Here is a 12,432-nt window from a genome sequence, read left to right as displayed (position 1 = left end):
AAGTAAGAATATATTTACAAAATTAGATGAAATAATAATTTGAACTTGAAGATTGCTTTACAAGGAACAGGTTCATTTAAGGTAGTTTGAATTTTTAGGAATAACAGTTATAGAGGTAACCTGTCTCGACTTAGATAAAAAGAAAATTATGAAACGAATATTGGTAACAGGCGGCGCTGGCTTTGTAGGCTCACATTTGTGTGAACGTCTTTTAAATGAAGGCAATGAGGTTATTTGCCTCGATAATTACTTTACAGGGCGTAAAAGCAAGATTTCCCACTTAATGGATAACCATTATTTTGAATTGGTGCGACATGATATTACAATGCCTTATTTCATTGAAGTCGATGAGATATACAATCTTGCCTGTCCGGCTTCACCGGTACATTATCAGCATAACCCGATTAAAACGATCAAAACTTCTGTCATGGGGGCCATTAACATGTTGGGATTGGCCAAACGAACAGGAGCCAAAATACTGCAGGCCTCTACAAGTGAGGTTTATGGTGATCCGGAAATGCATCCGCAGCCAGAACATTATTGGGGACATGTAAATCCGATAGGAACACGTTCTTGTTATGATGAAGGAAAAAGATGTGCGGAATCCCTTTTTGTGAATTACCACGATTCCAACGACGTTCTTGTGAAAATCATAAGGATATTCAACACATACGGACCTAAAATGGAGCCGGACGATGGTCGTGTGGTTTCCAATTTTATAGTACAAGCCCTTCAGGGTCAAGATATAACCATCTTTGGCGACGGTACGCAAACACGAAGTTTTCAATACGTTAGCGATTTGGTTGATGGTATGATCAAAATGATGGATACCGAAGATGATTTCATCGGGCCCGTAAACATCGGTAATCCTGTTGAGTTCACCATGTTGGAATTGGCGCAGAATATCATAGAGTTGACAGATAGTAAATCGAAGATTATCCACATGCCATTGCCATCGGATGACCCCACACAGCGCAAACCCGACATTACCTTGGCCAAGGAAAAATTGAAAGGTTGGGAACCAAAGGTTTCCTTGCGTTCCGGTTTGGTAGATACCATTGTTTATTTTGATGAACTATTAAAGGAAAAAGCGACCACAATTAAGGTCAATAATTAAATAACAAAACGCCTCAACACTTTTTCAATGGATTATGTAAAACTTCTTATTTCTACCATCGAATGGCTTTTGGCCCTTTATTTGGGTATCGGAGCTTTGTATATTTTTTTGTTTTCCTTGGCAGGTCTTTTTAGAAAGAAGACAACTATGGTCAAAGTACTTAAGTATACAAGAAAATATGCTGTTCTTATTCCGGGTTATAAAGAAGATGCCGTAATTCTGGATGTAGCGAAGCAGGCGTTGGACCAAAGTTATCCTCAATCTTTATTTGATGTGGTGGTCATTGCAGATTCCTTTAAGCCCGAAACCTTATCGGAACTGGAAAAAATGCCGATAACATTGGTTGAGGTAGATTTTGAGGTGAGTACCAAATCCAAAGCTTTGAACAAGGCAATGAAAACCATAGGTGATGGGTATGATGTGGCTCTGGTCCTTGATGCGGACAATATCATGGAGCATGGTTTTATTGAAAAAATGGATCATGCTTTTGAAAACGGATTCAAAGTGGTTCAAGGGCATCGTGTAGCGAAAAACACGAATACCTCTTTTGCTATTTTAGATGCTATAAGTGAGGAGGTCAATAATCATATTTTCAGAAAAGGGCATCGTGCACTAAGACTATCATCGGCCTTAATAGGTTCGGGAATGGGTTTTGAATATTCTTTTTTTAAGCGAACAATGGCACAAGTGGAAGCTGTTGGCGGTTTTGATAAGGAATTGGAACTTAAACTTTTACGCAGCGGTGAAAAAATAGAATACTTGCACCATGCAATCGTCTATGATGAAAAAGTACAAAAAGCGGCTGTTTTCGCCAATCAAAGGAAACGTTGGTTATCCGCTCAATTCATTTATTTCAGAAGATTTGTAGGTTCCGGAATCAAAGAACTATTCTTAAGGGGCAATATCGATTTCTTTGATAAGGTTTATCAAATGATTGCGCCGCCAAGGGTTTTATTGGCCGGAGTAGTTACACTTATCACTCTATTCTATGCCGGAATTCATTTTTTGTTTCCAGTTATTTCAGGGTTCATGGGAATACCTTATCAGTTTTGGTTTTTCACATTCTTGGTAGTGGTTTTCGCCTTCCTTATGGCCATTCCCAAGAAATTTTATTCTATAGATACTCTTAAAGCTATATTGACTTTGCCTAAGGCTTTCGGGCTTATGTTTCTTTCCCTCTTCAAATTAAAAGGGGCGAATAAAAAATTCATTCATACCGAACACGGTACCATTAATTCATAACAACGTGATGCTATGAAAATAGGAATAGAGGGGCAACGCCTATATCGAAAGAAAAAGCATGGAATGGACATGGTGGCTTTGGAGCTTATCAAGAACCTCCAAAAAATAGATACCGTAAATGAATATGTGATTTTCGTAAAACCAGATGAGGACAATACGTGTATACCTTCAGCGCCTAATTTTAAAATTGTTGAGTTGGAATCCAAATTCGGCTATCCCGGGTGGGAGCAATTTGCTTTACCGAGAGCCGCTAAGGAAGAAGGCTGTGATGTATTGCATTGTACCAGTAATACCGGGCCATTGTTCTCTTCAGTACCTCTTATAACGACATTACATGATATAATCTACTTGGAAAGTATCAGTATTTTCAAAAAGGAAGGCACATGGTACCAGAAACTTGGTAATATGTACCGAAGATGGTTCGTGCCGGGTGTTATTAAGAAAAGTAAAAAGGTAATCACGGTATCCAATTACGAAAAGGACCGGATCAATAAATATTTCAATTTCAATGATAATCGCCTAACAGCCATTTATAATGGGGTTGGGCAACATTTTAAGCATATAACCGATGAATCGGTATTAAAAGAGATCAAAGATAAATATGGGCTACCTGAAAAGTTCTTCTTTTTTCTTGGCAATACCGACCCTAAAAAAAATACCAAAGGGGTGTTAGAGGCTTTCGGGCATTTCAACAGACGTTCTAATAAGGAATATACATTGGTTATGTTGGATTATGACGAGCAGGAACTGCAAAAACTGTTGCAATCTATAGGCATGCCCGAAATAAGGGAGCAAATTCATTTATTGGGGTATGTACCCAATACCGAACTTCCGGCAATCATTAGTCAATGTGAGATATTTTTATATCCGTCATTACGGGAGAGTTTCGGAATTCCCATTTTGGAGGGTATGGCATGCGGAGTGCCCGTTATTACATCGAATACATCTTCTATGCCGGAAGTTGCGGGCAAAGAAGCGGCTTTGATCATAGATCCCCATAACCCACAAGAAATCACAGCTGCCATAGAGACTTTGGTAGATGATAAACAATTAGCAAAATTGTTAGCGGAAAAGGGCATACTAAGGGCAAAGAACTTTTCATGGAAAGCCATGTCGGAAAACGTATTGACCTTGTACCAAGAGGTTTACCTAGAATTAAAAAGGAGCTGAGATGATAAAGAATAGGGATATCGTTGTTTTCGGCATACAGGCCTGGGATATAGAAATCGGTAGCAATTGTAAGAACATTGCGTTGGAGTTTGCTAAAAATAATCGCGTGTTATATGTGAATCCACCTTTAGATAGGGCCACGTTAAAACGCGATGCCGACAAGGAAAAGGTCCAGAAGCGAATTGCTATAAAAAATGGGGAACAGGATGCATTGGAAGAGATCGATACCGATTTCTGGAATCTTTATCCTAAATCCTTGACCGAGTCCATAAACTGGATTCCATCACACACTTTGTTCAAACTACTGAATAAAAGAAACAGTGTAAAATTTGCCAAAGATATTCAAGAGGCTATTGATAAATTAGGGTTTAAGGATATTATACTTTTCAATGACAGTTCAATGTTCTTGGGGCTTCACATCAAATCATTGCTAAAACCGGCCCAATATGTATACTACATGCGTGATTATTTGGTCAAAGTTCCCTATTGGGCGAAACATGGGGAACGTATAGAACCCCAAACCATTAAAGAGGCGGATATTGTGGTCAATAATTCCACGCTGTACGAAGAATACGGGAAAAAATATAATCCGAATAGTTTTATGATCGGTCAAGGGTGCGATGTTTCCCTTTTTAACGATGCGGATGATACCATAGCGATTCCTTTAGAATTCGAAGGTATAAAGAAACCCATCATAGGTTATGTAGGTTATCTGACCAGTATGAGGTTGGATATTGAGTTGTTGGAGTACATTGGCAAATATCACAATGAATGGAGTATTGTTCTAGTAGGTCCGGAGGATAAGGATTTTAAGAATTCGGAACTGCATCAAATGGAGAACGTACATTTTTTCGGGAGCAAGGATGAATGCGATCTACCGGCTTATGTAAAAGGATTTGATGTCGCCATGAACCCCCAAATAGTCAATGATTGGACCATTGGAAATTATCCAAGGAAAATCGATGAGTATTTAGCCATGGGAAAACCCACAATAGCGACTGCTACAAAGGCTATGGAGATGTTTTCCGACCATGTTTACTTAGGGTCTACCAAGGATGAGTATGTTCAGCTCATAAAGAAATCACTTGAAGAGAACTCAGAAGAATTAGAGCAACAACGAATTGCTTTCGCAAATAGTCATACTTGGGAAAACAATGTGATCGCTATAGCGAATGCCCTCAAGGAAATTAATGAAATACAGTCTTGAAATGGGATTTAAGGATAAAATAAAAGGTAATTCCAATCTGAAAAAGTTCGTTCATTGGTTGTTGGTGCCTAAAAACCAAGCTAGGCCAAGACGTTGGGTCAGTTGGTTCGTAAATCCGTTCTACCATAAAAAAGGCAAGGGCTCTTCCATTCGAAAAAGAACACGTATGGATGTGTTGCCATGGAATCCTTTCGAATTGGGAAATCAATCTACAATCGAGGATTTTTCCACCATAAACAATGGGGTAGGAGGTGTGTTTATCGGTAATCAAGTCCGTATAGGGTTGGGGAATACACTTATTGGTCCGGTAACGATTAAAGATGATGTACGATTGGCACAGAACGTTGTTTTGTCTGGCTTAAACCATAATTACGAGGATATTTCACAGCCTATTCACGCCCAAGGAGTTACAACTAAAATGATTACAGTAGGAGAAGCTACCTGGATCGGTGCAAATACAGTTGTTGTCGCCGGGGTCACCATTGGTAGGCATTGTGTCATAGCAGGTGGTAGTGTAGTTACTAAAGATATACCTGATTATTCAGTAGCGGTAGGAAACCCGGCAAGAGTGGTTAAACAATATAATGGCCATTCAGGGGTATGGGAAAAAGTAAAGAATAATAAGCCGGCCTTGGTCTAAACAATAAATATATGGAAGTATTGAAATATTTGTTCTGGGTTTCTCTTTTCATCATTTTTTATTCATATCTGGGATATGGAATCGTATTGTTCTTGATTATTAAGATTAGACGAATCCTAGGTTTGTCAAAAGAATTTACTGGGAATACCGATTACGAACCAGAGGTAACCCTTTTTGTTGCTGCTTATAATGAAAAGGATTATTTGGACAGAAAGATTCAAAATTCGAGAAATCTAGAATATCCGCAAGATAAGGTTACCCAATTATGGGTAACGGATGGTTCCGACGACGGTACTCCCGAAATATTAAAGAATTATGATGATATAAAGGTTTTGCATCAGCCTGAACGGGCTGGTAAGATTGCGGCAATGAACAGGGGAATGAAGCATGTAAAAACCCCTATTGTGATTTTTTCCGATGGAAATACAGATCTTGGAAAAGAGTCTATTAAAGAAATCGTAAGGTTATTCAGAAACCCCAAAGTAGGTTGTGTTTCCGGTGAGAAACGTATCTATGGAAGCGATGCCGATAGTGCTTCTGGAGCAGGCGAGGGTATGTATTGGAAATATGAATCCCAATTAAAAAAATGGGATGCCGAACTATATTCAGTAGTTGGTGCCGCTGGTGAACTGTTCGCTATTAGAACCGAACTGTGGCAAGAAGTTGAAAAAGATACATTATTAGACGATTTTATGATTTCGCTAAGAGTGGCCATGTCGGGATATACCATTCAATATAATCCGAATGCTTTTGCTATTGAAACGGCTTCGGCCAATGTTAAGGAAGAGTTGAAACGTAAAATACGTATATCCGCAGGTGGAATACAATCTGTAGTACGTCTACGTTCCTTATTGAATGTCTTCAAATATGGGATCCTTTCTTTTCAGTATATATCGCATAGGGTCTTACGATGGACATTGACTCCCTTATTGTTATTATTGATTCTACCCATGAACTATCTTCTGGCAAAAAGCGAAGGATTATTGAGTTTCGGAATGTATAGTTTTCTATTTTGGGGACAAATTGCTTTTTATGCCGCCGCCTTGTTAGGCTGGTTCTTAGAACATCGTAAAATAAGGCTGAAAGCACTTTTCATCCCTTATTACTTTTTTATCATGAACCTGTCGGTATACTTGGGGTTTGGGAGGTATCTAAAAGGAAACCAAACAGTGAATTGGGAACGGGCGCAACGTGGCAAAACAGAAAAAATAGCTGTGCAAGATTCTTAATTGGCGGCTGGCATTTCGAATGAAAAACTACTGCCTTCTCCCAATGTACTTTCGACCATTAGTTCTCCTCCGTTTTTTTTTATAAAATCTTGGCATAGAATCAACCCTAGTCCGGTTCCGGCTTCCTGTTCGGTCCCTACTTTTGAAAAATGGGCATTCTTGTCCATTACTTTTTCGAGCTCTTCAGGAGACATTCCTGTTCCACTATCAGTAACGGAGATAGACCATTTTGACTTATTCGGAGTTGCTGCAATTGTAATCGTGCCTTTTTTTGGGGTGAACTTCAGGGCATTTGATAACAAGTTTCTTAGAATGGTCTTGAGCATATTCAAATCGGCCATAATAAAAGCGTCTTCAGGTACTTCGATATTAAATGTAATCTGTTTGTCATCCAAGGCCATTTTTAACAATCGCTCATTTTGTTCAACAATTTCCTTTAGGTTTATTTTTTCATCGATTATACTTAAGACACCACTTTCGGACTTTGCCCAATTTAACAGATTGTCCAGCAGGTTAAAAGCCTCATCTGTTGTGTTGGCGAGGCTATGAACTGTTGAATCAACGAATTTATCATCTGAAGGATCAATTATACCACGTAAGATAAAATCCAATTGCATTTTTATGGCACTTAAGGGAGATCGTAAGTCATGGCCGATAATTGAAAAAAGTCGATTCTTGATAACAAGGTCCTGTTCAAGTTTTTTTGATTGTAGTTCTATTTTTTGTTTGGCCTTTACCAGGCTAACATGTGTTCGAATACGGGCAATTAATTCTTGCTTGTTAAATGGTTTGGTTACGTAATCCACACCGCCAAGTTCAAAACCGGTAACTTTGTTTTCCGTACTGTTCATACCGGTAAGAAATATGATGGGTATATCTTTTAATTGCTCATTGGACTTTAATTGTTCACAAATTTCAAAACCTGTGAAATGTGGCATTTGGACGTCTAACAAAATTAAGTCCGGGGTTTTTTTAAGAAATTCAGAAATAACTAGGCGACTATTTTGAATACCGAAATAATCATAATCAATGGATCTGATAATAAACCCAATTAATTCTATGTTCATTATTTCATCATCAACTGCAGCGATTAAGGGTTTTTTCATTTAAAAAAGTATTGAACAGGGGTTGGCATTAAGAAGTGTTAAAAGTAGGAAAAATAATATGAAAATAGGTTAATGTCTATTTTTTCAATCAATTAAAAAGGCAATATCATTAATTTTATCAATTGATTCATCGTCACTTATTGTTCTTCGACCACACTAAAAACGTATTTCACAACAATCTTTTAAATTTATTTAAATGTAGGATTATATTTACAAAAAAATAAAATACTTAACTAAAAATAAATGGAGCATATATTAATCACTGGAGGTGCCGGTTTTATCGGGTCTAATTTCATTCCATATTTTCTTGAAGAATACCCAAACCTGAAAATTGTGAATATTGACGCACTTACCTATGCTGGTGATGTATCTAATCTGCAGGAAATCGAAAATCATGAGCGTTATTTTTTTGTAGAAGGGGATATTTGTAATCGTAGTCTGTTAGAACAATTGTTCGTAGATTATGATTTTAAAGGAGTAATACATTTTGCCGCGGAGTCCCATGTAGATAACTCAATAAAACGTCCTGATGCGTTTATGCAGACCAATATCTTAGGTACATTTAATTTAATAGATGTGGCTAAAAATCATTGGATGACCGCGCCGGGTGTATATAAAGAAGATTATGGGAATTGTCGTTTTCATCATGTTTCTACAGACGAAGTATATGGTACATTGGGTAAAGAAGGCCTTTTTAAAGAAACTACTCCCTATGCACCAAATAGTCCATATAGTGCCTCAAAAGCTTCATCTGATTTTATTGTACGAAGTTATCATCATACCTTTGGAATGAATATTGTAACAACCAATTGTTCAAATAATTATGGTCCAAAACAGCATGACGAGAAATTAATCCCGACTATCATTCGAAAAGCAATTTCCGAGGAAGCAATTCCTATTTATGGTGATGGTCAAAATATTCGCGATTGGCTTTATGTATTAGATCATTGTAAGGGTATCTCCCTGGCATATGAAAAAGGAATTTCAGGCGAAACCTATAATATAGGAGGAAGGAACGAACGAACCAATCTTTATATCGCAACAACCATTTGTGAATTGTTGGATAAAAAAGAACCCCGTAAAAACGGGAAAAGTTATCTTGATTTAATAACTTATGTCGAAGATCGTGCAGGACATGATTTTAGATACGCCATCGATGCTTCTAAAATAGAAGATAAGCTTGGGTGGAAAGCCGATGAAAATTTTGAATCGGGTATAGAAAAAACTATTCAGTGGTATCTCGAAAAGTACACCACAAAAATTCAATAGGTCTGACCTACAATTATATAATCTAAAAAAAATGATATGAAAGGAATAATTCTAGCAGGGGGGTCAGGAACCAGATTGCATCCATGTACCTTGGCAGTAAGCAAGCAATTGATGCCGGTTTATGACAAACCGATGATATATTATCCACTCAGTACATTGATTGAATCCGGTATATGGGATATATTGATTATTTCTACACCTTATGACCTTCCAATGTTCAAAAAACTTTTGGGAGATGGAAGCAAATACGGATGTAAATTTGAATATGCCGTGCAATCCGAACCGAACGGTTTGGCAGAAGCTTTTATCATTGGAGAGAAATTCATAGGAAAAGATAAGGTTGCCTTAATACTTGGTGACAATATATTTTATGGAACGGGATTGGAGAAACTTTTACAATCGAATAATGACCCTGATGGAGGTATTATCTATGCATATCATGTAAATGATCCAGAAAGATATGGTGTGGTCGAGTTTGATAAAGATAATAAAGCTATATCCATAGAGGAAAAACCTGAAAAACCTAAATCTAGTTATGCAGTACCTGGCATATATTTTTATGACAATAACGTTGTGGAAATAGCAAAGAACATAAAACCAAGTGCGCGTGGGGAATTGGAAATCACCGATGTGAACAAAGAATACCTTAGACAGGGGAAATTACAAGTAAGTATTTTGGATAGAGGTACGGCTTGGTTAGATACAGGAACATTCAATTCCTTGATGCAGGCAGCACAATTCGTTCAGGTTATAGAGGAAAGACAAGGGCTTAAAGTCGGATCCATAGAGGCTGCTGCATTTAAAATGGGATTTATAACAAAACAACAATATAAAAAACTCACCTTACCTTTGGTCAAAAGTGGTTATAGCAAGACCTTGATAGATTCTTTAAATTAGAACCAATGCAAATAAATAAAACAAATATAATAGATTGTTACACAATTACCCCAAGGGTTTTTAAGGATGAACGTGGGTATTTTTTCGAAAGCTATAATCATGATAAGTTCGTTAAAGCAACTGGGAAAGATGTGAACTTTGTGCAAGATAATCAATCACTGTCCACTCGTGGCGTTTTGCGTGGTCTCCATTTTCAAAAAGGAGAAAACGCCCAAGCAAAATTAGTACGTGTTCCGCAAGGAAAAGTGCTCGATGTTGTCGTTGATTTAAGACGGGATTCATCTACTTTTGGCAATGTGTTTTCCATGGAATTATCCGATGAAAACAATGTCCAAATTTTTGTACCTCGAGGCTGTGCCCATGGTTTTGTCACTCTAAGTGATACAGCAATATTCTCATACAAATGCGATAATTATTATAACAAGGAATCCGAAGGTGGATTGCTCTATAATGATCCATTTTTTAATATAGACTGGCAAATTCCAGAGAGTAAATTGATTATATCTGAAAAAGATTCAGTATTACCTACTTATAAGGAATTCACAGAAGGCCTTCTTCTTAAATCATAAAGCGATTATATGCTACGAGTATTGGTTACGGGCGGTAATGGACAATTAGCGAACTGTATTAAAGAGGTTTCAGTAAATCATAAGGATTCAATCAATTTAGTTTATAGATCTTCAAAAGAGTTGGATATTACGGATAGGGATGCTGTTTATGAAGCGTTCCAAGAAGAAGATTACCACTATTGTATCAATACCGCTGCTTATACCAATGTAGACGGAGCGGAAAAAGATATTGAAAATGCAAATCTAGTCAACCAAATAGGTCCTAAAAACTTAGCAGAAGTCTGTAATCAAAATAATATCGTTTTGATTCATATTTCTACTGATTTTGTCTTTGACGGTATGCAAAGTGTACCTTATTCAGAAAAAGATTCAACAAATGCCCTAGGGGAATATGGTAGGTCAAAATTAAAAGGAGAACAGGCTATAGAATCTGTATGCGATAAGTATTTTATCATTCGTACTTCTTGGCTTTATTCTGGTCATGGTTCCAATTTTTTGAAATCAATGCTAAAATACGGTAGGGAAAGGGATAGTCTTTCCGTGGTATATGACCAAGTGGGCACGCCTACTAATGCCATTGACCTCGCAGAAGTTATATTTTCGATATTACGGAGTAGGGTAGATACTTATGGTATATATCATTACAGTAATGAGGGAGTGGCGAGTTGGTACGATTTTGCTAAGGCCATTTTTGACATAAATAAGGTTGACGTTCAACTATTACCTATACGAACTGATGCATATCCACTTCCGGCTAAAAGACCGTCTTTTAGTGTCCTGGATAAAGGCAAAATCAAAAAGTTACTAAAAATAGAAATCCCTTATTGGAGGGATAGCTTAAAAAAAGCTTGCAATACGCTTGAATAACCAAATAAACAACCATAAAACAATAAAATGAAAATATTAGTCACAGGTGGATTGGGTTTCATAGGTTCCCATACCGTTGTTGCCTTGCAAAATGAAGGGTTTGAGGTAGTGATCATTGATGATCTAAGTAACTCCTCGGAAGATGTACTGCAAGGAATAAAAAAGATAACTGGAAAAGAAGCCATATTCGAAAATATCGATTTACGGGATAAATCAAGTGTTAATGGTTTTTTCAAAAAGTATACTGACATTGAAGGGGTAATTCATTTTGCGGCTTATAAGGCGGTAGGTGAAAGTGTGGCAAAACCCTTGGCTTATTATGAAAACAATATTTGCTCCTTGGTTTATCTTTTACAGCATTTGCAGGATAAAAACCGGGCTAATTTTATTTTCAGTTCTTCCTGCACCGTTTATGGCCAGGCAGATGAAATGCCAATAACCGAAAATGCACCCGTAAAACCGGCCGAATCGCCATATGGTAATACTAAACAGATCGGGGAGGAAATATTACGTGATACGTGCAATGTGAAAGAAGGGTTCAATGCCATTGCCCTAAGGTATTTCAATCCAATGGGCGCCCATCCTTCTGCGGAAATCGGTGAATTACCGATTGGCGTTCCACAGAATTTAGTGCCTTTTATTACCCAAACAGGAGTTGGACTACGCGAATGTTTATCCGTTTTCGGTGATGATTACCCTACAGAGGATGGTACTTGTGTGCGTGACTACATTCATGTTGTTGACTTGGCAATGGCACATGTTGTGGCCTTAAAGCGATTACTAAAGCAAGAAAATAATGCTAATTATGAAGTGTTCAATTTGGGGACAGGAAAGGGAAGTTCCGTTCTGGAGGTTATCCATAGTTTTGAACGCATTTCGGATAAGAAATTAAATTATAAGCTCGTTGACCGTAGACCGGGTGATGTCATCACCGCTTATGCGAGTACCAAAAAAGCTAATGATATTTTAGGTTGGAAGGCGGAGTCTACACTGGACCAAGCTATGAAGTCTGCGTGGGATTGGGAACAGAAAGTACGTAAGTCCGTCAAAATCTCATAGTTTAAGATAAATGAAAATTCAAAAGCATTCATCCTTAGTTATTGGTCATCCGCCGAAAGA

General features: G+C 37.6%; 12 protein-coding genes. 11 read left to right on the top strand and 1 reads right to left on the bottom strand.

What is annotated here, in order from left to right; all coding sequences use genetic code 11:
* Window positions 1–148: 148 nt before the first annotated feature.
* Genes GJ691_RS19270 through GJ691_RS19245 form a run of 6 tightly spaced genes read left to right on the top strand, consistent with a single transcriptional unit; the run spans window position 149 to window position 6,605 of the window.
* Window positions 149–1,117 (top strand): UDP-glucuronic acid decarboxylase family protein, encoded by a 969-nt coding sequence (locus tag GJ691_RS19270; RefSeq protein WP_154369973.1) that lies wholly within the window; start codon window positions 149–151, stop codon window positions 1,115–1,117.
* Between the two features lie 27 nt (window positions 1,118–1,144).
* On the top strand, window positions 1,145–2,359 hold the full coding sequence (locus tag GJ691_RS19265) for a glycosyltransferase family 2 protein (RefSeq protein ID WP_218944470.1): 1,215 nt from the start codon (window positions 1,145–1,147) through the stop codon (window positions 2,357–2,359).
* A 12-nt stretch (window positions 2,360–2,371) separates the two neighbouring features.
* The gene (locus tag GJ691_RS19260) at window positions 2,372–3,529 is read left to right on the top strand and encodes a glycosyltransferase family 4 protein (RefSeq protein WP_154369971.1); all 1,158 of its coding nucleotides are present in this window, start codon (window positions 2,372–2,374) and stop codon (window positions 3,527–3,529) included.
* A 1-nt stretch (window position 3,530) separates the two neighbouring features.
* Window positions 3,531–4,736 (top strand): glycosyltransferase, encoded by a 1,206-nt coding sequence (locus tag GJ691_RS19255; protein WP_154369969.1) that lies wholly within the window; start codon window positions 3,531–3,533, stop codon window positions 4,734–4,736.
* On the top strand, window positions 4,720–5,376 hold the full coding sequence (locus GJ691_RS19250) for an acyltransferase (protein ID WP_246200229.1): 657 nt from the start codon (window positions 4,720–4,722) through the stop codon (window positions 5,374–5,376). Before GJ691_RS19255 ends, GJ691_RS19250 begins: the two co-directional genes overlap by 17 nt.
* 11 nt (window positions 5,377–5,387) lie before the next feature.
* Entirely contained in the window at window positions 5,388–6,605 is a 1,218-nt protein-coding gene (locus GJ691_RS19245) for a glycosyltransferase family 2 protein (protein ID WP_154369967.1), read from the top strand.
* Here GJ691_RS19245 and GJ691_RS19240 read toward each other — a convergent pair.
* Window positions 6,602–7,711, bottom strand: a complete 1,110-nt coding sequence (locus GJ691_RS19240) for a hybrid sensor histidine kinase/response regulator (protein ID WP_154369965.1) — start codon at window positions 7,709–7,711, stop codon at window positions 6,602–6,604. The two genes, GJ691_RS19245 and GJ691_RS19240, sit on opposite strands and share 4 nt — an antisense overlap.
* A 243-nt stretch (window positions 7,712–7,954) precedes the next feature.
* Between GJ691_RS19240 and rfbB the strand changes: the two genes are divergently transcribed.
* From rfbB to galE, 5 genes are read left to right on the top strand one after another with little or no spacing between them, the layout of a single operon-like run.
* Window positions 7,955–8,980, top strand: a complete 1,026-nt coding sequence (rfbB, locus tag GJ691_RS19235; protein ID WP_154369963.1) for a dTDP-glucose 4,6-dehydratase — start codon at window positions 7,955–7,957, stop codon at window positions 8,978–8,980.
* Window positions 8,981–9,016: 36 nt separating this feature from the next.
* The gene (gene rfbA, locus GJ691_RS19230) at window positions 9,017–9,877 is read left to right on the top strand and encodes a glucose-1-phosphate thymidylyltransferase RfbA (RefSeq protein ID WP_154369961.1); all 861 of its coding nucleotides are present in this window, start codon (window positions 9,017–9,019) and stop codon (window positions 9,875–9,877) included.
* A gap of 5 nt (window positions 9,878–9,882) precedes the next feature.
* On the top strand, window positions 9,883–10,446 hold the full coding sequence (gene rfbC, locus GJ691_RS19225) for a dTDP-4-dehydrorhamnose 3,5-epimerase (RefSeq protein WP_154369959.1): 564 nt from the start codon (window positions 9,883–9,885) through the stop codon (window positions 10,444–10,446).
* A 9-nt stretch (window positions 10,447–10,455) separates the two neighbouring features.
* A complete protein-coding gene (gene rfbD, locus GJ691_RS19220) occupies window positions 10,456–11,313 on the top strand; it encodes a dTDP-4-dehydrorhamnose reductase (RefSeq protein ID WP_154369957.1) in 858 nt (285 codons plus the stop codon).
* Window positions 11,314–11,340: 27 nt separating this feature from the next.
* Complete coding sequence (gene galE / locus GJ691_RS19215; RefSeq protein ID WP_154369954.1) at window positions 11,341–12,372, top strand: UDP-glucose 4-epimerase GalE; 1,032 nt, start codon at window positions 11,341–11,343, stop codon at window positions 12,370–12,372.
* Window positions 12,373–12,432: the final 60 nt, after the last annotated feature.

Origin of the sequence: Maribacter luteus (assembly GCF_009674825.1) — a bacterium.
GTDB lineage: Bacteria > Bacteroidota > Bacteroidia > Flavobacteriales > Flavobacteriaceae > Maribacter_A > Maribacter_A luteus.
The sequence above is the reverse complement of the archived record's forward strand: the minus strand, read 5'-3'. Positions and strand labels throughout refer to the sequence as shown.

Excerpts from the sequence above, each read along its gene's own strand:
- rfbD (WP_154369957.1), top strand. The coding sequence starts at position 10,456 with ATGCTACGAGTATTGGTTACGGGCGGTAATGGACAATTAGCGAACTGT.
- GJ691_RS19260 (WP_154369971.1), top strand. The coding sequence starts at position 2,372 with ATGAAAATAGGAATAGAGGGGCAACGCCTATATCGAAAGAAAAAGCAT.
- GJ691_RS19270 (WP_154369973.1), top strand. The coding sequence starts at position 149 with ATGAAACGAATATTGGTAACAGGCGGCGCTGGCTTTGTAGGCTCACAT.
- galE (WP_154369954.1), top strand. The coding sequence starts at position 11,341 with ATGAAAATATTAGTCACAGGTGGATTGGGTTTCATAGGTTCCCATACC.
- rfbC (WP_154369959.1), top strand. The coding sequence starts at position 9,883 with ATGCAAATAAATAAAACAAATATAATAGATTGTTACACAATTACCCCA.
- rfbB (WP_154369963.1), top strand. The coding sequence starts at position 7,955 with ATGGAGCATATATTAATCACTGGAGGTGCCGGTTTTATCGGGTCTAAT.
- GJ691_RS19250 (WP_246200229.1), top strand. The coding sequence starts at position 4,720 with ATGAAATACAGTCTTGAAATGGGATTTAAGGATAAAATAAAAGGTAAT.
- GJ691_RS19255 (WP_154369969.1), top strand. The coding sequence starts at position 3,531 with ATGATAAAGAATAGGGATATCGTTGTTTTCGGCATACAGGCCTGGGAT.
- GJ691_RS19265 (WP_218944470.1), top strand. The coding sequence starts at position 1,145 with ATGGATTATGTAAAACTTCTTATTTCTACCATCGAATGGCTTTTGGCC.
- rfbA (WP_154369961.1), top strand. The coding sequence starts at position 9,017 with ATGAAAGGAATAATTCTAGCAGGGGGGTCAGGAACCAGATTGCATCCA.
- GJ691_RS19240 (WP_154369965.1), bottom strand. The coding sequence starts at position 7,711 with ATGAAAAAACCCTTAATCGCTGCAGTTGATGATGAAATAATGAACATA.
- GJ691_RS19245 (WP_154369967.1), top strand. The coding sequence starts at position 5,388 with ATGGAAGTATTGAAATATTTGTTCTGGGTTTCTCTTTTCATCATTTTT.